Genomic DNA, 24,967 nt, shown 5'->3' with positions numbered 1-24,967 from the left:
TACAAACCATAAGAATATAACATCTGGTTATATTCTTATGAAAAAAATATATTTTACGATACTTGAATAGAGGGCGAAGAGTTAATATAAATATTGGTGAGGTTAAGTTACCAAAGTAATTAGCCTCTTCATTTTGATTGAATAATTAATGTTGCTTCTTAGGAGGATATTATGAACTCAATTGATCTTACCCCACTATATCGCACAACGATTGGCTTTGATCGAGTCGCTTCATTGCTTAACAGCGCACTAACTTCTGATCCAATCCCTAGCGGTTACCCTCCATACAATATCGAAATGTTGGGTGAGGGCGAATACAGCATCACACTTGCCGTTGCTGGTTTTTCTCAGGACGATATCGATATTCAGGTAGAAAATGGTTTGCTGACTATCAAAGGGAATAAAGAATCTTCCAAGGATGATGATCAAAGCAAAATGCTTTATCAAGGCATTGCTAATCGTTCATTTGAACGACGCTTTAACCTAACTGAGTATGTAGAAGTGACCGATGCTACCATGAAAGATGGTTTGCTGGCTGTATATCTCAAAAAAGAAATACCGGAGGCGATGAAGCCGAAACGTATTGAGATTCAGTCATATGATAATAATGTCATTGAACATAAGAAATGACCGTAACTTGGGCTGTGCTAGTGCACAGCCCAAATTAGAGTCTGTGTAAAACATATGATGTTTGCAAGGAGGAAAGGATGAATATTTGCCCATCTTGTAAAACTGAAATGATATTAAGAAATGGTGTACAGGTTTGCCCAAGGCATGAAATAGGTGACTGTACATTTGAAGTATTTGGTACTTCAGACAACAAACCTCACTTTAGGATACAACCAGAACTTAGATATCCGCCTTATGCTTCTGCTACTTACTGTCCTAGGCCTACTCAACATGGTATGAGAAGTTAAAATTTTGAAGCGTTACAGGCGGCACTTATTGTCGCCTATGCGCGTTAATATCCTTCTGCTCAATCCCTTTCTTCTGAACTTATTCTCGCTTTTCTAAATATGCCATCATTGATTGTATTGTTTAGGTAAATCATCCTTTTTAACTGAAGGGCTGTGGTTAATAGATAATATTTATTATGACGATAAAAATTTTTTATTAAAAATAGCCCTTGAAGTCGTATCTAGTGACCTTATTTATTTTACCGAAAGCGAGTCAAAGGCTCGTTGTTTCAGTCAATTGTCTTAACCTGTTTTATTTTTGTATTCAATATAGGAGGTGTTTCAATATGAAAATTCGTCCTTTAAATGACAAGTTACTTGTTGAACGGCAAGAGGTCGAAAATAAATCTGAAGGTGGGATTGTACTTACTTCCCAGTCGGTCAAGAAATCTAACCGAGGCAAAGTGATTGCTGTTGGATTGGGTAAACGTCTAGAAAATGGTGATCGTGCGTCGATGGATATCAAGACTGGTGATCAGATCATCTTCAATGATGGCTACGGTGTTAAAACCGAGAAAATTGATGGGCAAGAGTATTTGATTTTGTCCGAGTCTGACGTATTGGCAATTGTTGAGTAATGGTTGGTAGTTGTTTTTGAGGAGATAAATCATGGCTGCAAAAGAAGTACTATTTGCAAATGACGCACGTCAAAAAATGCTCAAGGGAGTTAACCTACTGGCAGATGCTGTGAAGGTGACGCTCGGTCCTAAAGGCCGCAATGTTGTTTTAGATAAATCGTTCGGAGCTCCGACAATCACTAAAGATGGCGTATCTGTTGCGAAAGAGATTGAACTAGAAGATAAGTTCGAAAATATGGGCGCGCAGATGGTTAAGCAAGTGGCTTCGAAAGCTAATGATGAAGCTGGTGATGGTACCACGACCGCAACTGTATTGGCGCAAGCGTTTATTAATGAAGGACTGAAAGCGGTTGCCTCTGGCATGAACCCAATGGACTTGAAGCGTGGTATTGATAAAGCGACTGAATCTGCAGTGGCTAAGTTACGTGAAATGTCTAAGCCGTGTAGTGATAAAGAATCCATTACTCAAGTGGGCAGTATTTCCGCGAACAGTGATCGTGCTATTGGTGAGATCATTGCAGAAGCCATGGAAAAAGTAGGTCGTAATGGTGTGATTACGGTTGAAGAAGGGCAGGGCTTAGATAATGAGTTGTCTGTGGTTGAAGGTATGCAGTTCGATCGCGGTTACCTGTCGCCTTACTTCATTACCAACCAAGACAATGGCACAGTTGAGCTCGATAATCCGTATATTTTGTTGGTGGACAAAAAAGTCAGCAACATTCGCGAGTTGCTGCCAGTCCTTGAAGCGGTCTCACAAGCCTCTCGCTCGCTATTAATTATTGCTGAAGATATTGAAGGCGAGGCGCTAGCTACGTTAGTTGTGAACAACATGCGTGGCATTGTCCGTGCTACAGCGGTGAAAGCGCCAGGTTTTGGCGATAACCGTAAAGCGATGATGGAAGACATTGCGATTCTAACGGCAGGTACAGTGATTTCTGAAGAGATTGGGCTTGAGTTAGAAAAGGCAACGCTAGAGCAGTTAGGCTCAGCGAAGAAAGTGACCATCACGAAAGATGCGACCACCATTGTCGGTGGTGCGGCAGATGCAAGTGCTATTTCGGATCGTGTTGCATTAATTGAAAAACAAATCGAAACGACCACTTCTCAATATGATAAAGACAAGCTTCAACAGCGTATCGCGAAGCTATCTGGTGGTGTCGCAGTGATCAAGATCGGTGCGGCAACTGAAGTTGAGATGAAAGAGAAGAAAGATCGTGTTGATGACGCGTTACATGCAACTCGTGCTGCGGTTGAAGAAGGCATTGTTGCCGGTGGTGGTGTTGCCTTGACCAAGATAGCAAAAGAGCTTGCTGAGCTTCAGGGTGACAATGACGATCAAAATATGGGAATACGTGTTGCCATTCGAGCTATGGAAGAACCTCTTCGTCAAATTGCTGTTAATGCCGGAGATGAAGCGTCTGTCGTGGCTAATGCAGTGAAAGACGGTGACTCGACTTATGGCTACAACGCTGCAAGTGGTGAATATGGCAATATGATTGATATGGGTATCCTTGACCCAGCAAAAGTCACTCGCTCTGCCCTGCAGTTTGCGGCCTCAGTCGCGGGTCTGATGATCACGACTGAAGCAATGGTCTCTGATCTTGCTGAAGACAAAGATCTAGAAAACAAGCTGTAAATCGCTAATATCAGCGGGCTCTTCAGAGCCTGCTGAAACACACGTTGGAGGTAAGTGTTATGATTCGTTTGCCAGCGTTTACTTTCTCAGTCTCTGAATCAAACAGTAGAGAGTAGAGAGTCGTCATCAACATGGCCGGCTAGTGTGAGCTTTCCCCTTGTTCCTTCTGGGCAAGAGTTTTCTATAATGAACTCATTACCGCAAAAGTCGGCTTTGAGGATCTTAACTTTAACTATTGATCTATCGCAGATAATGAACAGTAAACAAGGTGAGAGAATCATTCATTAGACCATACAGCCAACACTCCGTTGGCTGTATTTGTGTAAGCTGCGTTCGTGTTCATTCGTCTAGCCTTGCACTGAAGACGGGTTAAGTAAGGAAAAAGATAATTATGATCAGCTATATTGACCACCTCGTCCTTACCGTATCGAATATTGATGCTTTGGTTGATTTCTATCGCCGGGTATTGCTGATGGAAGAAGTCACTTTCTCTGGTGGGCGTAAAGCGCTGAAGTTTGGTCGCCAGAAAATTAACCTTCAACTATTAGGTCAAGAAACTCGCAACAATGCTCGGGTAGGCTCTGGCGATCTTTGTTTAATCACCAACTGGGCAATCAATGATGTGATTACTCACTTACATCGCCTAGATGTTGAGATAGTGGAGGGGCCAGTCGAAAAATCAGGTGCGACAGGTGCCATTACCTCCGTCTACTTTCTCGATCCAGATAGTAATCTGATTGAGGTGAGTACCTACCAATAAGTCTCCGAGCGTGTAGATCAATTATTGACGTGTAAGTCTAGGCATAACGAGCCTTCCCGTTGCTGTTTCGCTAATTCCACACACTTTAAAAGGTGAAGAGCAATAAAAATCCCCTGTGTGATGCTCATCTCGTTTATTGTTAAATTTGATAATTGATTAATCACTTACTACTTTTTTAGATAACTGCCGAAAATCATAAGGGGCAAGTTTTGAAAAGGTTAAAGGTGGTATTTCTAGTCCAGGTCATCGTAGCATTGACACTGGTGTTACTGGTCTCAGCATTTATTAAGTATCAGAATTTCAAAGAAAATTTACATCAAGAGTTGCTGGTTAATGTGCAAAATACCAGCCAAAGGATGTCGATTAGCTTGCCTAAAGCGGTTTGGGATTTTGACTTGGACACGGCAAAGGTGGCGATGTCGGCAGAACTGGATCTGCCTGAAATTTCAGCCATACAATTAATTGATGCTCAGGACAGCGAATTATTATTCCTAACAAAACAAGGTGAAGGAGACGAAAAACAGCTTGTGGATGTCACAGATAAGCAAGCGTACACATCGGAAAACAGCCAATCAACCGAGCTCACCTTCATAGACTATGGTGAAGAAAACAAGGTCGGTAAGGTGGTTGTTTACTTCGATACTCATGCGATGGATGCCAAATTGGCTGACTTGCTACGAACTAACATAATTGAGTTGATTATTCTCGATATTATTATTTCCATTGTCATCATTCTGGCTCTGACAATGACGGTACTAAGGCCCATTTCTCAATTGACAGATGTTATTAAAGACTTAGCGTCAGGGGATGGTGATTTAACCAATAAACTGGCTTCGGCTAAATATCGTGAGTTTGATGAAATCACCAATGGGATCAATAGTTTCACTGAGTCTTTAAGAGTTATTGTCCAAGATGTTAATCAATCTTCTGAAGCCTTGGGTGAAAAAGCGTTGGCGAATGGGGCAACGGCAAGAACGAACGCAGAGAAGCTCGAATCACAGAAACATCAGCTTACGACCGTAGCAGCTGCGGCCACTGAGCTTAATCAGTCAGTCGCAACAGTCGCAGACACCGCCTCAGAAACTGCGCAACAAGCCCAAACGGCAACAGGCTTGGCCTCCAGTGTCAACGAGGCAATTGAAAGCTCTGCCAGTGACATCATTAACATGCGTGAAGAAATGAATCATGTGAATGCAGAGATGCACATCTTGATTGAAGAGGGCGAGAAAATTACCACGGTGTTAAACGTCATTAATGATATTTCTGAGCAAACCAATTTGTTAGCACTGAATGCCGCGATTGAGGCAGCGCGTGCTGGTGAACAAGGGCGAGGTTTTGCGGTGGTAGCTGATGAAGTGCGTAATTTAGCTGTGAAAACCAGTGAATCCACAGAGCAAATCCAAAAAAATATTGCTGCGCTGGGGGTGGCCACCAAGTCAGTTGAGGATGAGTTGACTCGTATTGCCACATTACTTGAATCAACCGCGGCTAGAGTCAGTGATTCGCAATCTTCGGTTGGAGAAGTTCAGAGCTTGATTACGATTATTTCCGATCGCAGTGGCCAAATTTCTCAAGCGACGGATGAGCAAAGGATGGCCGTTGAGGAAATCAGTCAGGCAATTGTAGAAGCATCGGAAGCGACAAATGAGGTTTCTTCAGGTGCGACTCAAAATGCCCAAAGAACAGAAGAAGTCTTGAGCTTAAGCCAGAGTATCGCCAGCCATATGGCGAAATTCCGCACTTAGGTTATTTCATAGAGGATATGTTATGAGAAATTTCGTATTACTGGCTTTCACAGCCCTATTTTCAATCACTGGTTATACTGCAACCATCACGGCAGCACAGGATCCTTGGGCACCATTTGTGCAAAAAGACAGTGCGAATCCTGGGGTGTCAGTCGAAATCATTACCGAAGCTTTCAAATCCCAAGGGCATGAGGTTGATTTCAAAATTATGCCTTGGACTCGGGCATTGAATGAAGTGAAAGATGGACGTATCGATGTCCTAGTGGCGACTTGGTTTACCAATGAAAGGACGTCTTACCTGAACTACAGCGATCCTTACTTAGAGAACTCGTTAAAATTCATTAAACGCAAAGGGGATGGGTTTGAATACAATGGCATGGATAGCTTGTCAGGTAAAACCGTGGGTATTATTCGCAATTACGGCTATGGTGATGACTTTTTAAATGCTTCTAATTTCAAAAAACCGGAGGCGAACGATTTGGTTGCCAATGCTAAAAAACTGATGGCGAAACGAATCGATCTGACTCTGGAAGATGAACTCGTGGCTAAGTCTACGTTGTCTGGAGCCGGCATGAACCTAGACGATTTTGAGTTTACAAGTAATGCCCTTTCTGTGAACCCTTTGCATGTGACATCGGGATTAGCCAATCCGAATAACGCTGAGTATATTGAAGCCTTTAATAAAGGATTGGCAGAGATTAAATCTAACGGTACTTTTGAGAAGATTCTGGAGAAGTACGGTATTAAGTAAAATGAAATTCCTGTCACTAAAAGAACGCCAGCTTCCATGCTGGCGTTTATATTCCTATAGATGATTATGTTATTATTATGCTTTCTTTAATTCTCTTAAGTATAATTTATCAGAGCTCTTCTTAATAGTTCCATCCATAAAATAAGCGGTGATCTCCGATTCAATAAAAGAGAATCCTTCCCCATTCTTTATAAACGTTATCTTGGGTAGCTTACTTATATCATCTAACCTGAAAAATTCATGAGAAGACAGTTGTATATTATGACTGCTACTGAACTTTATATCTAAGTGGTGTATAGGTTTAGGGGGAGTGATCGTTAAAGAGACACTGTTTTCAGAAGCGAATTCAAGTTCCACTGTAGCTTCTCCCCTTGACATGTAACTCTCAAACATTTGACGTTGCATGAGTTTTCTATGTAGTCGAGCATCGTCACATGAAAATGTATAGCCTGAGAAAAATACTAGAAGTGTGATTATATATTTCATACCTGATCCCTAATCATGACCAGGTATTAGATAGTAAAAATATTAAATATATATGAAGAAGTATACTAATAATAATTAAAGTCAATGAATGTTGTCTCCATATGCAAATGTTTTTAATTGTGTTTTTATCGTATGGAGTAATAAAAGGTAAATAAAAGGGTCACATTTGATATAAATAATTCTTCTCTTCAAACTTTGCCTAAATGAAGATTATCCATGTTAAAAAAAACACCAATAGCCGTTGCCATATTTGCATCGATGGCCATTTTATCGGGTTGCAATGATTCTGAAACAGAAGTTGAAAATCTAAGTGGTCGATGGACAACCGGAGACTTGCACATCCACTCTATTCAGTCGGATGATGCGCAAAGAAACTTAGAAGACGTATTGAATCACAGCTTTGAGAATTATGGTCTGGACTGGGCTATTTTGACTAACCATTTACGTATGTCTCAACGAGATCACGCCGGAGAAGATATACCAGAAGGACCAATCCCTTTTTCTCTAGGTATGGAAAAATTTGAAGTACCATTTACTCAGTTTTCTCAACTCATGGGTCACTATCCAGGAAAGACGATCTTTTCTGCGTTTGAGTGGGATATGCCGGCGCACGAACATTTTAATATTGCTATTTTAGGAGATGAACCTCAGTCACCTGAGTCGTTAAAAGCCATTCAGCAGTTTGAGTATTACTTTACTGAACAACCTGCTAGCGCTTTCGACCCACAAGATGTGCTCGAATGGGAGGAACAAGGTGATAGAGCAAATAAGACGCACGATGATGCTTTAACTGCATTGGCTTGGTTACAGGAGCATTACCCTACCAGCAGCTTTGGTATGATCAATCACCCATCTCGCTATAACGATAATTATGTTATTTCCGACTTTCGTGAATTCCATGATACAGCACCTGATGTTGTTTTCGCGTTAGAGGGAATGATGGGGGGACAAATGGAACCAGATCGTGGCAGCTATGCTGAATATTACATTGAAAGGAACCTGCCTTACCGCTCTTATGGCGGCGCTGACTTCATCATTGCTGAGGTTGGTGGGCAGTGGGATGCACTATTAGGAGAAGGGCGTCGAATTTGGAACTTTACTAACTCTGATTATCACTTCAAAACCGATCATGGGGAATACAGTAGTGGTTATCGCCCGGGTGAGTATGCAAAAACCCACCTATGGATCCCAGATGCAGCTGAGCAGGGAATTAAGGGTATTCTAGAAGCATTGCGATCAGGTCGATCATTCAGTACCTATGGTGATTTAATTGATGCACTGAGCTTTAACGCCATGCATGATCGAGAAGTGGCCTATATGGGCGGTGATCTTTCAGTCAATCAGGGAGATGAAGTGACAATCACCATCCGCTTCAAAAGCCCTGAAACCAATAATTATGAGGAAGAGGTTGGGAGTAATGAGCCGACGGGGATGAAGCCTGTTGTGCATCATGTCGATTTGATTGCGGGCGATGTTTACCCAAGAGCAAAACCGGGCACTCCTGAATATGATCAAGCGGTTAACCCATCAACGCAAGTAATTGCGCGTTTTACTCAAGATGATTGGACAGTGGATAGCGAAGGTTATGCAACGATGACGTTTAGCTTTACCGCTGAAGAAGACCAATACTTCCGTTTACGTGGCACTAACTTGGCACCTAATACCCCTCATGAAACGGATGAGTTTGGTAATCCACTCCCCGATGAGCATATTGATATTTCGGACCACCAGTCACGGTTTAATGCCATCAACGATCGTAACTATTATGACCTTTGGTTTTATTCAAACCCAATCTTTGTTTCTGTGTCAAAGTGAGTGCTATAGAGCAGGATGTGGCAAGCCACATCCTGCTAATTAGAGACGAAGCCATCAGAAAACTGACTTATGTTCTCTGCGACCAAACAACGCAAAGAAAGTGATAAGGCATAAAGTTAATGGCCCAGTACTCCCTCCAGACTCCGCTTGTTCTGTTTCATATGTCATCGAAGTCAATACCCATCGGTGGTCACTAGGCCATACTTCTGGAGTGTATGGTATTTCGACATGGTCGTTAGCAAATGGGTAATCCGCATTTGGATCCGGACGGCCGCCGATGACAAAGGAATCTTTAACCTTCATTGGGTTAGAGACTGCATCTCGATAATAAATAAAGTCTATGCGATGAGCATCAGCCACACCATAATTACCCCAAGTAACGCCAGGGAAGTTAATTTCTGCTGGGAGATCGTTGTTTAATTCCTTATTGCGGTTCTGACGCGCTACATCATAAGTATCAACATACCCGAGATCATTGAGCATGATGTTAGACATTGGCATGGATGGAATGGCAAGAGGAATACGTTTTCCGCGGAGTGGTTTGTGCTCTTCATAGTCAGCAGCTGCCTGAGTATAGTCGTTATGACTTGGTTCGTTGTAGTCTCCGACAAAGAAAGCAGGGATAGAGTCACCAGTCATGGCACTTTCTGAGATAATATTGTCATTGCCTTCTCCCCAGTTATCTGCAGCGGCTGTAACGATTTCTTCTTCGCTCCAACCTTGGTGTGCTGTATAAGGTACATAATGATTAGCCCAGTCTGGGTCTAACCCTAGGTGTACTTCACCAAAGTAGAAGGGCTTACCATTAGGTAAAAGGACTTCGCAACCTTGTTTATGTTCGGCAACGACCTCTAATTTTGTGACGATACGATAGTTATGACAGCTATGCCATTCTTCCCCAGATTCGTACTCAAGTTGACTCTCAATAAACTCTGGGTCGAGTCCTTCTGTTTCCGGATGCATGTATTCCTGCATGCCAACCACATCAGCGTCGAGTTCTAAGATTGTTCTTATTACTTGTCCCCCACGGCCCATATGTAAACCATTCCAGTTATTGTCATCCCAACCGTAAAGGTCAGTCCGCCATACATTTGCTGACACTACTCGAATTTCATCATGAGATTTTTGAGGCAAGCGATTAACATAGAGTTGAGTATTGAGGTCATAGACAATTTCATACTTCTCGGAAGTTAAACCTGTAAAACGGTAGCCATCTTGGCTAATACCCAGCTCTATGGCTCCTTCAGTCACTTCCTCTAAGGTATCATCACCGATGAGACCATCGTACGAAATAGTCACATTCTGCATTACTGAATTCGTCGTGGTGGGAAGAAGATCAGGATCAAAGTTGTTTGAAATGCCATCAATGAATTTTGGCAGGCCTTCTACTGTGACTGTTAAAACAGGGCGTTGTTCGACATTGAATGCCACACGTTGGCATTTTTCAGTGGTATAGTCAGACCCTTCTAAACAGGTGAGATAATAGTCTCCGGGAAGCTGAGGCGGCAAAGTGATGTTACCTGATTCCTCCGATAAATATGACCAGCTGCCGTAATTCTCATCTGGCTCAGAGCCATCCTTAAAAACGGCGACCCACTCTACACCTTGGTCCTCTGCTTCTACACCAGTATAGCTAACTGATATTTCATCAAGATTGGTGATTTTTTTATTGTTAATTTCTAGCGTTGTGGCTGCAGCATGGCTTGTGGCCAGCAAAGCTAGGGCAGCGACGCTGAGAGAAAATGACTGATTGTTCAAAATATCCTCCTTGTTATGAAGGTTGGAGAATATAAGTTACAAGTTTAAAAATGATGTTGCTTTTACTACACTTTCATTGGTTATTGTTATATTTTTCAATTATTTATAATTATATTGGGGTGGTTTTTTCTGGAGCTTAGCTCAAGATAATTTGACGGGCTTGCCTTTCGTTAGCCCTAGTTATCAAGACGCTACTTCACAAACTGGCCAACTCATTGACTTTTGGCATTGCCGTCAACGTGTGTTGGCGGCAATGTATTAAGAGTCTAATGTTTTATTTATATGGTCAATAATGAAAGCAAGTAATCACTTACATTTTTATGTTGGTACCTATACCGACGATCCAAGTCAGAGCCAGGGCATTGCTCAAGTGAGCCTCAACACTTCTTCGGGGGAGCTGACGCGACTTGATGATGCCATGGTGATACGCAACCCCTCTTACCTCACTCACACTTCCTCTGGTCTCTATACATTTTCTGAAGTTTCCCGCCCCGACAGCGCTGCTTTGGTGTTTCAGTCGAATGCTCGCTCTGACGTGTTGGCCATTGAAGGTGACTACCCTTGTCATATTGATGTGGATTGCCAGCAGCGATATGTGGCGGTGGCCAATTATGGATCCGGAAATGTGAATGTCTACATGTTGGATGGTGATGGAAAGCCACTCAGACTCGTCGCGGACCTGTTTGTGGATGGCAAAGGAGCGAACAGTAAACGTCAGCAATCGCCACACGCTCATCAGGTACAGTTTTTAAATCACACACCTCAGTTGGCTGTGGTCGATTTGGGCAGTGATTCGCTGCATCTCTATGACATTGATACACAAAGTGACCAGTTCCAACTTCATCAAACCGTGTCACTGCCTCCCGGCTGTGGCCCTAGGCATCTGGTGATGAATGGTGATGAAGATATGGCTTACGTTGTATGCGAGCTAGCGGAAACGCTGATTACGCTGACTAAGGAAGGTAACCACTGGCGTATGGTAGACCAGTGCGACTTACTGCCCGGCCAGCCAAAAGGAGAGGCCGCAGCAGCGATCAAGCTGTCTTCTGATGAGCGCTTTATTTACGTTTCTTGTCGTCAGCAGAATGCGATTAGCATTTTCGAGCTGGTGGATGGATTACCTTCGTGGTTAGCGGCGCAAGATTGTCAGGGCCAATTTCCGCGAGACTTTACGTTATCATCTGATGGCAACTGGCTAATTGTCGCCAATCAACATTCTAATAATCTCGCTAGTTACCTGCGTTGCCAATCAACAGGTCTTCTTACTCCAGCCAATTACCAGTGCCAAGTGGATGCACCAGTATGTCTGATTGAGCATTTCGTTTAGAGGCGTGAGAACCTTTCGATAATTTGGTGTTATATCAATCTGGCCCTTCTTTCCCCATTCGTTTGGATGGGGATATTTTTCTAAGGGGCTGAACTCTGGCGTTTTATTTCATTCATTGTCTCCGCGGATATTGATCTAATTTTCACTGTGAATACTTCGCGCGTAGTAGTGATCTTTTTGTGAATACCCATCAAAAACTACGTGAATTCTTTAATGTGATTAATGTCACATTTATCTATCTATAAATAGCGCTGTTTAGCTTGTTAAAGGTGAGCAGATGACTTATTTACCAATCGGGCTGTAAATCGGCAACTATCCTTTATCTTTCATGGCTTTCTTATGTGGCACGTCAACGGCGTTGTGGGCGATAAATGGCTGTTGATCAATACGTCAATTTCATAAATGGAAGGTTAGTTTCCAAGTTCGACAGATGAGCTTCAATTTCGATCTAAGCATAATGCGCAGAATGTAACATTGTATTTCAAAGTGTAACAATTAAACCATATAAGCAGCATGGTTTTTAACCGGATTGCTTATTTGATACCCCACGCTTTGCTTTGCGATGCTGCACATGCTCAACACATAAACATTCTAATGACTATAACAACCGGCCTTCAGGCATTGCCCTGCAACCGGACAAACATCGAGAAAGTTAATGGAAGCCTCAAGATATAAACGCATCTTGTCGAGGGGAAGTTTGGTGACCGCCATTCTGCTGCTCTCAGGATGTAATTCTGCTTTGCTTGACCCGAAAGGTGCTATTGGTGTCCAGGAAAAAGAGCTGATTATTACCGCTCTTTTGCTGATGTTGATCGTTGTGATCCCAGTGATTCTGATGACGATTTACTTCGCCTACCGATACCGCGCAACTAACACCGACGAAGAGTACGCGCCTGAATGGGCTCACTCGACTAAGATCGAAGTGGTGGTATGGACGATTCCTATCATCATCATCGCGATTCTTGCCACCATTACATGGCGTTCAACGCACGAACTGGAGCCGTCTAAGCCTCTGGTGAGTGATGTGAAACCCATGACGATTGAAGTGGTGTCACTTGACTGGAAATGGCTGTTCATCTATCCGGAAGAACACATTGCAACGGTTAACTACGTTGCGTTTCCGAAAGATGTCCCGGTCAATTTCAAACTGACGTCAGACAACATTATGAATGCGTTCTTTATCCCACGCCTTGGGACACAGATCTACGCGATGCCGGGCATGGTGACCAAGCTGAACCTGATTGCTAACCATGAAGGCGATTACAAAGGCTTTGCTTCAAATTACAGCGGTAAAGGTTTCTCGCAGATGAAATTTACTGCGTCCGCTATGCCTGATCGCGCGGCATTCCTGAACTGGGTGCAGAAGGTGAAAGCCAGCCCAGATCGCATCGAAGACTGGGAGCAATTCCGCTCGCTGGCAGCACCAAGTGTCGCTGAGCCAGTCACGCTGTTCTCCAGTGTGCCACCGTTTTTGTTTACTGATGTCGTGACCCAGCATCCTGGTTCAATGAACTGTTTGCCTGAAAACCAAGGACAATCGTAATGTTTGGAAGATTAACTCTCGATTCAATTCCATACCACGAACCCATCATCGTCATCACCTTAGCGATTGTCGCTTTGGTTGGTTTGGCAGTGGTTGTCGCGGTGACCAAAGCAGGGAAATGGCAGTACCTGTGGAACGAGTGGTTTACGTCAGTAGACCACAAAAAACTCGGCTTTATGTACATCGCAGTTGCGATGGTGATGCTTGTGCGCGGATTTGCCGACGCGGTCATGATGCGCAGTCAGCAGTTGCTGTCTTCTGCGGGCGAAGCAGGTTACCTGCCGCCTCATCACTATGACCAGATCTTCACCGCACACGGCGTGATCATGATTTTCTTCGTCGCGATGCCTCTGGTTATCGGCCTGATGAACATCATTGTTCCGTTGCAGATTGGTGCTCGTGATGTTGCCTTTCCGTATCTGAACAACCTCAGTTTCTGGTTGTTTATTGTTGGTGTCATCCTGACCAATATGTCGCTAGGCTTAGGTGAATTTGGTCGTACTGGCTGGTTAGCGTATCCGCCTCTGTCGGGTATTGATGCTAGTCCGGGAGTTGGGGTCGATTATTGGATATGGGCCTTGCAGATATCCGGTGTCGGTACCACGCTGACGGGGGTGAACTTCTTCGCCACTATCCTGCGTATGCGTACTCCGTCCATGCCAATGATGAAGATGCCAGTTTTCACTTGGGCGTCTTTATGTGCCAACATCCTCATCATCATCTCGTTCCCAATCCTGACAGTGACGATTGCATTGCTGACACTGGATCGATACCTCGGATTCCATTTCTTCACCAATGATCTTGGCGGCAACGTGATGATGTACGTCAACTTGATTTGGGCATGGGGCCACCCTGAGGTGTACATCCTGATCCTGCCAATCTTTGGTGTGTTCTCGGAAGTGACCGCGACCTTCTCTCGCAAGAAATTGTTTGGTTACACCTCGCTGGTGTGGGCAACGGTAGTGATTACTATTCTGGCGTTTGTTGTATGGCTGCACCACTTCTTCACCATGGGGTCGGGTGCGAACGTTAACGCCTTCTTCGGTATAGCGACCATGATTATTTCCATCCCAACCGGGGTGAAGATTTTCAACTGGTTGTTCACCATGTACAAAGGCCGCATTCGCTTTACCACGCCAATGATGTGGACGGTGGGCTTCCTGATCACCTTCTCAGTCGGTGGTATGACTGGCGTACTGATGGCGGTTCCGGGGGCTGACTTTGTTCTTCACAACTCAGTATTCCTGATCGCGCACTTCCATAACGTGATCATCGGTGGTGTGGTGTTTGGTTGCTTTGCGGCAATCACTTACTGGTTCCCGAAAGCGACTGGCTTCACGATGAACGAAGCTTGGGGCAAGCGTGCATTCTATCTTTGGATTGTCGGCTTCCTGATGGCTTTCCTACCACTGTACGCACTGGGCTTTATGGGCATGACTCGTCGCTTGAGCCAAGACATTAACCCAGAGTACTTCCCTCTGCTGGCCGTTGCAGCAGCTGGTACTGCTGTGATTGCGATGGGCGTCGTATGCCAGTTCATCCAGATTTACGTCAGTATCCGTGATCGCGAACAGAATCGTGATCTGACAGGTGACCCATGGGGTGGCCGTACGTTTGAGTGGGCGACGTCCTCACCTCCGCCGTTTTACAACTTCGCGCATTTACCAAAAGGCGACGAGCTGGACGCATTCTGGTATCAGAAGCAGAGCGGTGAGTTCGACCCAACCAAAGAAGTGGAATACGAACGCATCCATATGCCGAAAAACACGCCGACAGGTATTTATGTGTCTGCATGGGCACTGGTATTTGGTTTTGCGATGATTTGGTACATCTGGTGGCTGGCAGCAGCGAGTTTCGTTGGCATCATCGTGACCTGTATCCAACACAGCTACAACGATGACGTGGACTATTACGTTGAAGTCGAAGAGATAAAAGCGATTGAAGCTGAGCGCCGTGCTCAGTTTGAAGAAGCAAATAAAAAACCTGTGCAAGATGATAATAAGAAAGACGATCTGGAGGTGACGTATGCAAGCTAACATCGCGTCTCACGCTCATGATCACCACGATACCAGCGGCAACAAGCTGTTTGGTTTCTGGGTTTACCTGATGAGTGACTGCGTACTGTTTGCGACCCTGTTTGCGACCTACGCAGTGCTAGAAAGCGGCTCGATTAGCGGGCCGACAGGTAAAGATATTTTCGAACTGCCATTTGTGTTCGTTGAAACCATGCTGCTGCTGTTCAGTAGTATCACGTTTGGCTTTGGCATGATTGCCATGAAACGCAAAGATGTCGCGGGCTTAAAGCGTTGGTTGCAAGTGACTTTCTTGCTCGGGCTTGGCTTTATCGGTATGGAAGTGTATGAGTTCCATCACTTGATTGCTGAGGGCTACGGCCCACAGGCGAGCGCATTTCTTTCTGCGTTCTTCACGCTGGTGGGCACTCACGGCCTGCACGTGACGTTTGGTCTTATCTGGCTGGCGGTGTGCTATCACCAACTGTCGACGAAAGGTCTTAACGACAATATGGCGATGCGCTTTAACTGCCTGAGCCTGTTCTGGCACTTCCTAGACATTGTTTGGATCTGTGTTTTCACCATCGTTTACCTGTTGGGGGTTATGTAATGGATCAACATCTGGAAACGGGTGCGTCGGATTACGTTAAAGGTTTCGTTGCATCTCTGATTTTGACCGTGATTCCGTTCTACTTTGTGTGGACGCAATCGCTGCCTGACACGACGACATATGTTCTTCTGTTTGGCTGTGCTTTGGTACAAATCTTTGTGCACTTTAAGTACTTCCTGCATATGGAAGTAAAAACCTCCGATGGTCGCTGGAACCTAGTGTCACTGATGTTTACAGCCATCGTTGTCTTGATTCTTATCGCTGGCTCGGTGTGGATCATCTACAACATGAACGTCAACATGAAGCTGTAGGCCAGAGTATGCTGAAAAGTTATTTGTCTATTACCAAACCGGGCATCATTTTCGGCAACCTGATATCTGTTGCGGCGGGGTTTTTCCTTGCCGCAAAAACAGAGCACGCAAGTCTGAACTTGTTACTGGCGACACTCGCTGGTGTCGGGCTTGTGATTGCTTCAGGCTGCGTAGTGAACAACATCTTTGACCGAGACATCGACCAAAAGATGAAGCGCACTCAGAATCGAGAAACCGTCAAAGGTAACATCAATATCGATGTTGCTTTTGTCTATGCCTTGGTGATGCTGCTCAGCGGGACCGCCTTGTTGTTTCAGCTCGCCAATCCGCTGTCGGCAGTGGTAGTGCTTTTGGGCTACGTGTTTTACGTGTTTTTCTACACCATGTGGTACAAGCGTACGTCTGTGTACGGCACGCTAGTGGGTAGCATTTCCGGTGCAGTGCCACCTCTGGTGGGCTATCTGGCGGTAACAAACTACATCAGCCTTGAGGCCATTCTGCTGTTTACCATGTTCTGCTTATGGCAAATGCCGCACTCGTACGCGATTGCGATGTTCCGTATGCAAGATTACCGTGACGCGGGTATTCCAGTTTTGCCAGTGAAAGAAGGCATCAACAAAGCTCATCGCCATATGAAGGCATATGTTGCGGCTTTTGGTGCCGTCTCACTGGCTCTATTCCTATTGGGAGAGGCTGGCTATGAGTACCTAGCGGTTGCCGCTGTTGTGTGCTTTATGTGGACGCAGGTGACGTTTCGCAAGGTTGACTACAGCAATTACGTCCAATGGTCGAAATCGGTGTTTAAAGTCTCTCTGCTGGTGGTGATGAGCATCAGTGGTGTGCTGGGTCTGGAGCTGATTCCACTGCCCATCTAACGAGTTAAGCGCTCCTTCCTGAACCTGCTAAGCCGATAACGGTTTTATGCCTGAGATATCCGATACCGGCATGTTTGTGTAAGCAGAGAAAGGACGGGGCGCTTTTTTAGTTCCCATAAGTAGATAACAAGTATTTTTTGACCTTTAGTAACGTATCGTATTTATACTCGCTCGTGCCGCCATCAGAGTAGTATCCAGAAAAACCATCTAAGTTCTTGTCCTGAGATAGATTCGTTTCACGTATCAGTGAGCCATTTTCAAACTTGTACAGATAAGAAGTATATTGAGTCCCTTTTATATCGAAGTGGTTTATGTCCCAAGTTATTTGAACTAAAAGGTACGGGTTGTTTCTTAGGGATATTTCATCCATACCGTTGAAAATCGGCGGTCCTCCTTCAACAGTATATTCGTCTACTTTGGTGGTTTTACTTCCGGTAGTGATTGACAGAAAATAGGGAGCGTACTCGTGATCTTGTTCGGAAATATCAATCCGATCCCCTTGTTCTGTCACCAATGTGGCAATTGAGAAAGCTGGAAATGCGATGGTCATAGCGAATGCTACTAGTGTGTTTTTTATTTTCATTATTATTGAAAGCTCGCTCCAAAATGGGGAGGAAATGGTTTTGATACTTCTTTACCTTTATTACACATAGATAGCTTGCTTATTTTTCTACGATGCTATCTTTAAGGTTTTCGACTTCAAGATAATTATATACTCTCTCAGGAACTTTATTAGATTGATTATGTTTCCTCATTAGGTTGTAATAAATCAAATAATTTCTTTTCGCAAGTTTGTGGTTTTTTAATTCTTGATACGAATCAGCAAGGTTAAGGTAGGCGACAGTTCTATTAGGAACAATGGCTGTTAGTTTTTCTAAAATATCGATCGAAAATTTATGATATCCATCCTTAGAGAGATAATAAGCTATATTGTTATAATGGACTTGGTTTTCCTTTTTTATAGGGTATAGATCATACAAATTTATAAATAGGTTTTTGCTTATAGGTACTTCTTTTAATTTAAACCTTTTTTCAATCCAAGGTAAATTATATTAAGAATCAACATCGATGTGACAATATTTATTGAATCCTTTGTCATTCTCCAGAAACAAAAGAGGTTCTAAGTCAGACACCGATGCACCCTCTAATAATATGTTAGTGTTCTTCTGACATTTTTTAGTTATTGAAAAGATACCATCTGATACATAACTTATATAAGATTTTGTTTTTCTTACTATAAATTCATTGTTTTCATACGATATGTATATTTCAAACTGTCCAGAGAAACTATTACCTTTATTAACTATGGTGAATCCATCTGAGCTGGGTTTTATTTCTTTTAAAGTACTATACCCATCGATAGTAAAGTTACTAGCTTTGAGAACAAGACTATTACCCTTGTAGATAAACAGGAATTATCAATAGGGTTGGTTTTTATCATGAATGATGAATTCGCAAAGTTCGCATTAAAATACTCATCTTCAAAAGCTAAAGATGAGTTAATGAAAATTAACTGAAATATTGCTAATATCAAATAGTTTGACTTCATTATTCATTACACTTTTGTAGTTTCAATATGCCTTTATCGATGGGTAAGGAATAAAAAGGGAGATTAATCCTTTTTCCATCTGAATCGATTAACCCAAACCAGTTAAACGCGATTCCATTTCTTATTTGGTTGATTTGTGCAATTGGATATGTAATATCTATTTTGTCAAATGGTATATCAAAGCCTCCTAGCCCGATATCTGACGAGCTGTAATACAGGTGATATCTATCATCATGGTTTAGGACTCTGGCTTTGATATATACTTGATTACTGGCCACTTCAATCACTGCTTCTTCATTCTTAATTGATACTTCCCCAAATGACTCATGAAAAGCACCACATTCTAATGAATAATACCCATCAAAGTTTTTACTTACTATTGAGTTAGATATGAGAGTGACTACAACTAGTGATTTCATCCTTTTTAAGCCTAGAATATATATTTTGAGTGTTTATTATATTGAATTAATATCAATCAGGACTTACAAGCAATGTATCTTTTTTTAGATAGCCAATTGTATTATTGTATTTTGAAAATGCCCACTCGGTCTCTCCATCATAGTAATACTCAGTTACGTTGACCTCATCGCCATCAATAACGTAACTTCCTAATCTATTAAAGTCTTTATCATAAAAATATGAACGCTCGGTAGTGACTTTAGCATGGAGTCTTTCTCTCTTTAGTGCATCTTTTTCATTACTGACTAAAAATTCTTCTTTCGAAGTTTTTCGCTTTATGTAAAAATCACCAACAATCTTATCTTCATAATTTAGTAATAACTTATGATTATTTATTTTCCAAACGCTTTCATAGGTTTCTAAAGCTGAACTTCTATTATTATCAATAATGTAGTCACCAGATTGTTTTAAATTACAAAGAGTTATTTCTTCCATGTTTTGGTCTTTTATATAAACAAAAGCATCTTTTGATTTATTTAAATAGTATATTTTTCCACATTCATTAACCCCTGAAAAAGTATCAGAGATGAAGTGATAATTTTCATATGGAGTAGATAGTCTTTTTATATCTATAAAATCATTGTACTCACTATCTTCTATACCGATAACTTTACAAACACTAGCTTGGCATATTTTACCAATTACAGCCTCATTATCTTTTTCTATATATGCATCTATATCCGCTGCATATGCTACTGCTGATACCAATGATATTAGTAGAATTTCTGCTCTCATAATCCAGTTTCTTCTCTAAGTTGTTTGAAGTGATGAGTTCTTTCTGACAGACCTCGGTCTCCACCGTTTACAGCTTTTGATATTAGTTTTACGTTGTATGGATCGTTATCAACCAAAATGTTTATATCACCCTTTGCATTGTAAAGCTTGTGGACCCCCCCACTATTCCTCCAATACCAGCAAGCAGAGTCAATGGCAACATCCATGCTCTTACTTACAGAGTCGTATTTTTTTACATAATCTACGGATGAGTATTCAGAATAGTTTCTGTAGTTATTTTTCCAAGTCAGCTGCATCAAACCTCGACCTCTATACTTGGGTCCGTCTCCCTTTTTAGTGTTCCCCATCTTTTCTGCACTTTTATGGCTTCCAGGGTCATAATGACTCCCAGAACCGTACTCTAAAGTTGTATCAAAGCTTGCACTCTCATGATATATCTGTGCTAGGAAATGTATTTGCTGCAACGGTGTAGAGATTTCATATTTTTCCATCTTTTGATTTAGGAGCTCAACAAATTCAAACTTGTCGAATCCTACTATTTCTGGGTGTGAGTCATGGAATTGTTTTTGCCACTTGGTGCCATTTCCTCTACCCATAAACCAGTCTGATGTATTTCCGAAAACTTTGTGTATTAACTCTACTGTTATCAGCTGTGACTTGAAATTAACAAAAGGCCAATAATGCCAGACACTTTTATCGTCCGGGAGCGTAATCTTACTTTGGGTGTCTTGCATCCAAGAAAACTTATCCGCTCTTTCTCGTTCATGCTGTGAGAATATTTCGTGATGGTTCATGACCTCACTACGCCAAGGTGACTCTAGGTAGTCCTTTTCAGACACGAAACCTGTCATGTACTTTTCATCCATCACTTCTTTGGCGAGTTGATGAATCATAGAATAGCTATCTTTAGTGACGTCTGTATACCAGTCAGAAGGGTGCTTTGCGATAACGCGCTCAAAGTGTTTACGTTTGTTTTCTAAGTAAACTTTGGCTTCTCTTGGTTTGAATGCCGAGAAATCAACCTCTTCACCTTTGGATAGCTCTTCGAGCAGTTGGCTGTAGAACGCATTGGATACGCTCAGAGCGCCATCACTCCCACTGCCGTCAATGGTGATAAGAGGGCTTTCTTCTGCATTTTTTGGGGCAATCTTTTTTAAGAAAAACTCAGGCGGTTTTTCTACGGAAAATAGCTCTATGTGGACTCGGTTATCTTCTTTCTTGGTGGCGTGGGCATCGTTACTGTACTCGTGAAGCCCCATATAGCCCAGTTCGTCCCCCGCTTTCACTTCGATAGCGCCAAAGTCGATGTTGAGTGGTAAGGGGAGGCCCAGTGTTACGACGCTGCCATCGCGCAATGAGGCGGCATTTTTAGACATCCACTCTGGTTCAGAGACAGGCTCTGGGACCATCACAGAAGTGTCGTTAAGAATATCGAAATCGCTGTCTTTGCCTGCCGCAAACCAGACGATTTTGCCTTTCATTTTCTTTTCGCTAGATGAAGGGGAGTCACCCAATTGAACAACGCGGCACTTAATCATCTTATAAGTGTGGCCCCCAATTTCAAACCCTACGGTTTCTTGCTCTTCTGCATGCAAATACTCCAAAACCGTACCGCTTGACATAGAGACTTTGCTTTCCACTTTCCCTCTTTCAGGAGCACCACCAAGTTTAAACGTTCGCACGTTCCACCCATCATCAACCAACTTATAGCGAGTCGTTAGCGATGAATTAGCCCCAATATCCGATGGTGGAGCAAGATGCATGTAGAGAGAGTACAGTTTAAAGACTTCGTCATCCTTTTCTGGGTTTTTGTATTCATGTTCCAGTAGAACGAAGTTGTTACTGTATTTGAGCTCTTGGTCTTTGTATGTGGTGGTTTGGTAGTCAGGGTGAATACGATACGCGATAATTTTCCCATCCATCATTGCTTGGATTGGTCTTAACCCTTTGCCCCAAGGCACCATTTTGGATGTTAAATGAACACCACTGTGCCAACCATAACCTTGCCCTAGAAGGTAGCGCCCGCTTTTGACTTGATCGAAAAGTTTAGTGAAATCACTAAGCGTATGATAGGGCTCACCATTTCTTTGTGTTATAGGAAAAACTGCATCCATGAGGTCATACCTTAATCTGAGAAAACGTCGTCAAAGACAATGAAAGAAGGACGGTTGAGGTTGTTGGCTTTGGTGTAGACAACGGCGTTGATTTCACCTGAGTTCGTTGCGAAACCTGATTGACCCGTGACATTCACGATGGTGCCAATCGCCATGCCTGAAATGGTTAAAAGCTTATCGTTAGTCTGGGTGAGGATTTCACTGAAGACATCAGGAAGCGCACGAGACATTACTTTCATGCCATCTCGATAGCCTTGAACTCCTTCTTGAACTGCGGTTAGAGAGCGAGCCTCAGCTTGCGCCTGAATAAACTCTAATCGCATGTCCAAGGCAGCAATCAAGTCATCGATAAAGCCACAAAGCTGTTGGTTGATGAGTGTCCAAAGAACCAGTTGAAGGTGCTGTATGGTGTTACCTGTACCCAACAAACGTAGCTTGGCAAGCAGTTCAGAAGGCGGATCCAGAAGATCCGCCTGGAACAGGATGCGCAGGATATCGCCGTTCTCATGCACTTTCTCGAAAAGGAGTTCAAGTAGTGATTCGTACTTTTCTAGTGATTCAAGATCTTCCTGAATATGGAAAAGGGATGAAACGAAAGACTCGGAGAAATCGTTAGAATGGTTTTTGCTGACCACATGGGGTGACAAGATTCGGCTTTGTTCGTAGACCATAGCCTTGAAATCATCATCGCTAAAAGAAGGTGAGAGCAAGATGCCCCAGTCATTGGCAACACCAACTTTGTCCTCCCAAAACGGCGCTCTTCTCCCCGCAACAAAAGTACAAAAGTCATGAGAATCTTCGTAGGTTTCTGTAGGAACATTCACAGGTAGAGTTGCGTTTGGGGTATAGGTGTCAGTGGTCTCTTTTAGCACCAAGATACATTCTTTTAGTGGTAAGCCGCCGACGGTGCCACAACCTGTTGAGTCTAAAACCCCGCCACCAATTGAGCCGCCACCAGATTCTCTGAGTTCAAACGGTGCATTCGCGTAAGGTTGGCCATTAGGGTATTTGCAAGTGAGATCCAGCGTATAAGTACCTTCCTGATCTTCGGTGACAGATACCGATGGGTTCTGTACACCGCCAAGACACATAGTATTCGCTTTGTTCATCGTCATCTGGTCTGTCAGACGACACACTCCAATGCCTTCCATTGTTACGGTCGGAGAAGCCGAGATAAATTCGGCTTCGGACTCAATCGTGCCAGATGACACGCCTTTTTTGTCACCGCCTGCATCCCCTGTACTGACTGCAAACTTGCTGCCTTTGATAGCGATGCTGTTGCCGCCATCCATAGAGACAGTCGTGGTTCCATCGACAAGATCGGCTGATTTTGCATTGTTACCATATGGAATGGGAACAACGGAAGGACCAACTGTGGTTAAACAAACATCGGGTAATGTGGCATTGGCTTCACCCCCCGATCCTTTATGGACCACGCTTAGCCCATTAGCACAAACTGTAACACCCATGACGCACCCTGAATTCTCATACAAAGATGGGTAATAATATAAAATAAAGCGCACATCAATCTAACTAAAAGGTTAGTTAAAATGAATGGTTTACCGTTCTAAATGACTAAATTGAAAGGTTTTGGCTGAATGTCTCACAAAAAGGTAGGATCCACACTGTGGAGCTCGTCAATACTGGGGGCCGCATGACATGTAGACGATCGAATGTTAACGTTCGATTAATAGTTTTTCAATATATGTTTTATTTAATTTAAACGAGATGTGAATATGATTACAGCGTTGGCGATCAATAATTATCGTTCGATTCTAAATCTGGTTATTCCACTAGGCAGATTGAATGTGATAACGGGAGCCAATGGCACCGGTAAATCCAACTTGTATAAAGCACTTCGTTTGTTGGCGGATACAGCGCAAGGTGGTGTGGTGTCTGCGCTCGCGACTGAAGGTGGCCTGGATTCAACTTTCTGGGCGGGGCCGGAAAAGATAACCAATGCGATGAAGCGAGGTGAACACGCCGTTGAAGCCACCGTTAGGCAGAAGGTCAAACGTCTCAAGCTTGGCTTTGCGACAGAAGAGTTCAGTTACGCGATTTCTTTAGGTTTGCCAAAACCAACGACATCGATGTTTGGTTTTGACCCAGAGATAAAACGTGAATGTATTTGGAATGGCCCGTTGTATCGACCAGCTAGTGCGTTGATAGACCGAAACGGGCCAGCGATTAAAGCGCGTGAAGGACGAAAATGGCAGGTAATTTCAAGCCATATCGCTACTTATCATAGCTTGTTCGATCAAATTGCCGATCCAATGGCGACGCCTGAGGCGTTTATGCTGCGAGAAACGATTCGTGGCTGGCGCTTTTATGATCATTTCAGAACCGATAAAGACGCCCCCGCAAGACTGCCTCAGCTTGGAACTCGTACTCCGGTTTTGCATCATGATGGCCGCGATCTGGCTGCAGCCTTACAGACCATTATCGAAATTGGTGACAAAGAGGTGCTTTACAAGGCCATCGACTATGCCTTTCCCGGTGCCACTCTCCGCATCGTTAATCAGGCTGATGGCCGATTCTCGTTAGAGTTTTCGCAGCATGGTTTATTAAGGCCATTAAGTGGAGCTGAGTTGTCAGATGGGACTTTACGTTACTTGCTGTGGGTGGCCGCTCTTCTTACGCCTCGACCACCAAGCTTGATGATTCTTAATGAGCCAGAAACCAGCCTTCACCCAGATTTGTTGCCTGCTTTAGCGCGTCTAATTTCTCACGCGGCAAAGAATACTCAAGTCTGGGTTGTGTCACATGCGCCTCGCTTGATTGCGGCTTTGGCTGAGCACCCTGAATATCATGCAATCCAGTTGGATAAGGAGTTCGGCCAGACGATCATTCCGGATTTAGACCCTCTTTCATCTCCAAATTGGTACTGGCCTGATTCTTAACTAGAAAGACCTCTTTCTAGTTCTACTTCACCAACATGGGGTAAATA

General features: G+C 43.3%; 20 protein-coding genes. 14 read left to right on the top strand and 6 right to left on the bottom strand.

All coding sequences use genetic code 11. The features are described 5' to 3' along the window. Positions 1-171 precede the first annotated feature (171 nt). The 7 genes from L1D31_RS03480 (at position 172) to L1D31_RS03450 (ending at position 8,727) form a co-directional block, all read left to right on the top strand. Positions 172-630 carry an Hsp20 family protein gene (locus L1D31_RS03480; RefSeq protein WP_239835677.1) on the top strand — a complete coding sequence of 153 codons (459 nt, stop codon included), beginning with the start codon at positions 172-174 and terminating at the stop codon, positions 628-630. Positions 631-1,243: 613 nt separating this feature from the next. Continuing rightward, positions 1,244-1,534, top strand: coding sequence for a co-chaperone GroES (locus L1D31_RS03475; RefSeq protein ID WP_239835676.1), 291 nt, complete (start codon positions 1,244-1,246; stop codon positions 1,532-1,534). Positions 1,535-1,565: 31 nt separating this feature from the next. Further along, the gene (gene groL / locus L1D31_RS03470; protein WP_239835675.1) at positions 1,566-3,170 is read left to right on the top strand and encodes a chaperonin GroEL; all 1,605 of its coding nucleotides are present in this window, start codon (positions 1,566-1,568) and stop codon (positions 3,168-3,170) included. Between the two features lie 388 nt (positions 3,171-3,558). Further along, entirely contained in the window at positions 3,559-3,930 is a 372-nt protein-coding gene (locus tag L1D31_RS03465; RefSeq protein WP_239836366.1) for a VOC family protein, read from the top strand. 209 nt (positions 3,931-4,139) lie between these two features. Beyond that, positions 4,140-5,675: a methyl-accepting chemotaxis protein gene (locus L1D31_RS03460; protein WP_239835674.1), complete on the top strand. Its 1,536-nt coding sequence runs from the start codon at positions 4,140-4,142 to the stop codon at positions 5,673-5,675. Positions 5,676-5,697: 22 nt separating this feature from the next. Beyond that, positions 5,698-6,426, top strand: coding sequence for a transporter substrate-binding domain-containing protein (locus L1D31_RS03455; protein WP_239835673.1), 729 nt, complete (start codon positions 5,698-5,700; stop codon positions 6,424-6,426). A 702-nt stretch (positions 6,427-7,128) separates the two neighbouring features. Next, positions 7,129-8,727: a hypothetical protein gene (locus L1D31_RS03450; protein WP_239835672.1), complete on the top strand. Its 1,599-nt coding sequence runs from the start codon at positions 7,129-7,131 to the stop codon at positions 8,725-8,727. A gap of 54 nt (positions 8,728-8,781) precedes the next feature. On the opposite strand, the gene L1D31_RS03445 is transcribed toward L1D31_RS03450, so the two are convergent. Then, a complete protein-coding gene (locus tag L1D31_RS03445; RefSeq protein ID WP_239835671.1) occupies positions 8,782-10,485 on the bottom strand; it encodes a hypothetical protein in 1,704 nt (567 codons plus the stop codon). A gap of 292 nt (positions 10,486-10,777) precedes the next feature. Here L1D31_RS03445 and L1D31_RS03440 point away from each other — a divergent pair, with 292 nt between their 5' ends. From L1D31_RS03440 to cyoE, 6 genes are all read left to right on the top strand, one after another. Further along, positions 10,778-11,812 carry a lactonase family protein gene (locus tag L1D31_RS03440; protein WP_239835670.1) on the top strand — a complete coding sequence of 345 codons (1,035 nt, stop codon included), beginning with the start codon at positions 10,778-10,780 and terminating at the stop codon, positions 11,810-11,812. Between the two features lie 655 nt (positions 11,813-12,467). Continuing rightward, entirely contained in the window at positions 12,468-13,355 is an 888-nt protein-coding gene (gene cyoA, locus L1D31_RS03435; RefSeq protein ID WP_080568982.1) for a ubiquinol oxidase subunit II, read from the top strand. After that, on the top strand, positions 13,355-15,391 hold the full coding sequence (gene cyoB, locus L1D31_RS03430) for a cytochrome o ubiquinol oxidase subunit I (RefSeq protein ID WP_019275229.1): 2,037 nt from the start codon (positions 13,355-13,357) through the stop codon (positions 15,389-15,391). Before cyoA ends, cyoB begins: the two co-directional genes overlap by 1 nt. Beyond that, positions 15,381-15,977, top strand: coding sequence for a cytochrome o ubiquinol oxidase subunit III (cyoC, locus tag L1D31_RS03425; RefSeq protein WP_021455231.1), 597 nt, complete (start codon positions 15,381-15,383; stop codon positions 15,975-15,977). Before cyoB ends, cyoC begins: the two co-directional genes overlap by 11 nt. Then, positions 15,977-16,288, top strand: a complete 312-nt coding sequence (cyoD, locus tag L1D31_RS03420) for a cytochrome o ubiquinol oxidase subunit IV (RefSeq protein ID WP_006961883.1) — start codon at positions 15,977-15,979, stop codon at positions 16,286-16,288. Before cyoC ends, cyoD begins: the two co-directional genes overlap by 1 nt. An 8-nt stretch (positions 16,289-16,296) precedes the next feature. Continuing rightward, the gene (gene cyoE / locus L1D31_RS03415; RefSeq protein ID WP_006961882.1) at positions 16,297-17,163 is read left to right on the top strand and encodes a heme o synthase; all 867 of its coding nucleotides are present in this window, start codon (positions 16,297-16,299) and stop codon (positions 17,161-17,163) included. Positions 17,164-17,269: 106 nt separating this feature from the next. On the opposite strand, the gene L1D31_RS03410 is transcribed toward cyoE, so the two are convergent. From L1D31_RS03410 to L1D31_RS03390, 5 genes are all read right to left on the bottom strand, one after another. Further along, positions 17,270-17,713 carry a hypothetical protein gene (locus L1D31_RS03410; protein WP_239835669.1) on the bottom strand — a complete coding sequence of 148 codons (444 nt, stop codon included), beginning with the start codon at positions 17,711-17,713 and terminating at the stop codon, positions 17,270-17,272. A 998-nt stretch (positions 17,714-18,711) separates the two neighbouring features. Continuing rightward, positions 18,712-19,131 carry a hypothetical protein gene (locus L1D31_RS03405; RefSeq protein WP_040122121.1) on the bottom strand — a complete coding sequence of 140 codons (420 nt, stop codon included), beginning with the start codon at positions 19,129-19,131 and terminating at the stop codon, positions 18,712-18,714. A 52-nt stretch (positions 19,132-19,183) separates the two neighbouring features. Further along, a complete protein-coding gene (locus L1D31_RS03400; RefSeq protein WP_040122120.1) occupies positions 19,184-19,906 on the bottom strand; it encodes a hypothetical protein in 723 nt (240 codons plus the stop codon). After that, positions 19,903-22,020: a glycoside hydrolase family 19 protein gene (locus L1D31_RS03395; protein ID WP_239835668.1), complete on the bottom strand. Its 2,118-nt coding sequence runs from the start codon at positions 22,018-22,020 to the stop codon at positions 19,903-19,905. Before L1D31_RS03395 ends, L1D31_RS03400 begins: the two co-directional genes overlap by 4 nt. 11 nt (positions 22,021-22,031) lie before the next feature. After that, entirely contained in the window at positions 22,032-23,489 is a 1,458-nt protein-coding gene (locus L1D31_RS03390; RefSeq protein ID WP_239835667.1) for a DUF4150 domain-containing protein, read from the bottom strand. 267 nt (positions 23,490-23,756) lie between these two features. On the opposite strand from L1D31_RS03390, the gene L1D31_RS03385 reads away from it, so the two are divergent. Beyond that, the gene (locus L1D31_RS03385; protein WP_239835666.1) at positions 23,757-24,920 is read left to right on the top strand and encodes an AAA family ATPase; all 1,164 of its coding nucleotides are present in this window, start codon (positions 23,757-23,759) and stop codon (positions 24,918-24,920) included. The last annotated feature ends 47 nt before the right edge of the window (positions 24,921-24,967 follow it).

This window comes from Vibrio sp. Isolate23 (genome assembly GCF_022398095.1).
GTDB lineage: Bacteria > Pseudomonadota > Gammaproteobacteria > Enterobacterales > Vibrionaceae > Vibrio > Vibrio coralliilyticus_A.
Note: the sequence above shows the minus strand (reverse complement) of the source record. Positions and strands in the feature narration are given on the sequence as shown.

Bases quoted from the DNA above. Each gene is read 5' to 3' on its own strand.
- L1D31_RS03440 (WP_239835670.1), top strand. From the start codon at position 10,778: ATGAAAGCAAGTAATCACTTACATTTTTATGTTGGTACCTATACCGAC.
- cyoD (WP_006961883.1), top strand. From the start codon at position 15,977: ATGGATCAACATCTGGAAACGGGTGCGTCGGATTACGTTAAAGGTTTC.
- L1D31_RS03390 (WP_239835667.1), bottom strand. From the start codon at position 23,489: ATGGGTGTTACAGTTTGTGCTAATGGGCTAAGCGTGGTCCATAAAGGA.
- groL (WP_239835675.1), top strand. From the start codon at position 1,566: ATGGCTGCAAAAGAAGTACTATTTGCAAATGACGCACGTCAAAAAATG.
- L1D31_RS03385 (WP_239835666.1), top strand. From the start codon at position 23,757: ATGATTACAGCGTTGGCGATCAATAATTATCGTTCGATTCTAAATCTG.
- L1D31_RS03480 (WP_239835677.1), top strand. From the start codon at position 172: ATGAACTCAATTGATCTTACCCCACTATATCGCACAACGATTGGCTTT.
- L1D31_RS03395 (WP_239835668.1), bottom strand. From the start codon at position 22,020: ATGGATGCAGTTTTTCCTATAACACAAAGAAATGGTGAGCCCTATCAT.
- L1D31_RS03455 (WP_239835673.1), top strand. From the start codon at position 5,698: ATGAGAAATTTCGTATTACTGGCTTTCACAGCCCTATTTTCAATCACT.
- cyoC (WP_021455231.1), top strand. From the start codon at position 15,381: ATGCAAGCTAACATCGCGTCTCACGCTCATGATCACCACGATACCAGC.
- L1D31_RS03450 (WP_239835672.1), top strand. From the start codon at position 7,129: ATGTTAAAAAAAACACCAATAGCCGTTGCCATATTTGCATCGATGGCC.
- cyoB (WP_019275229.1), top strand. From the start codon at position 13,355: ATGTTTGGAAGATTAACTCTCGATTCAATTCCATACCACGAACCCATC.
- cyoE (WP_006961882.1), top strand. From the start codon at position 16,297: ATGCTGAAAAGTTATTTGTCTATTACCAAACCGGGCATCATTTTCGGC.
- L1D31_RS03410 (WP_239835669.1), bottom strand. From the start codon at position 17,713: ATGACCATCGCATTTCCAGCTTTCTCAATTGCCACATTGGTGACAGAA.
- L1D31_RS03400 (WP_040122120.1), bottom strand. From the start codon at position 19,906: ATGAGAGCAGAAATTCTACTAATATCATTGGTATCAGCAGTAGCATAT.
- L1D31_RS03475 (WP_239835676.1), top strand. From the start codon at position 1,244: ATGAAAATTCGTCCTTTAAATGACAAGTTACTTGTTGAACGGCAAGAG.
- L1D31_RS03405 (WP_040122121.1), bottom strand. From the start codon at position 19,131: ATGAAATCACTAGTTGTAGTCACTCTCATATCTAACTCAATAGTAAGT.
- cyoA (WP_080568982.1), top strand. From the start codon at position 12,468: ATGGAAGCCTCAAGATATAAACGCATCTTGTCGAGGGGAAGTTTGGTG.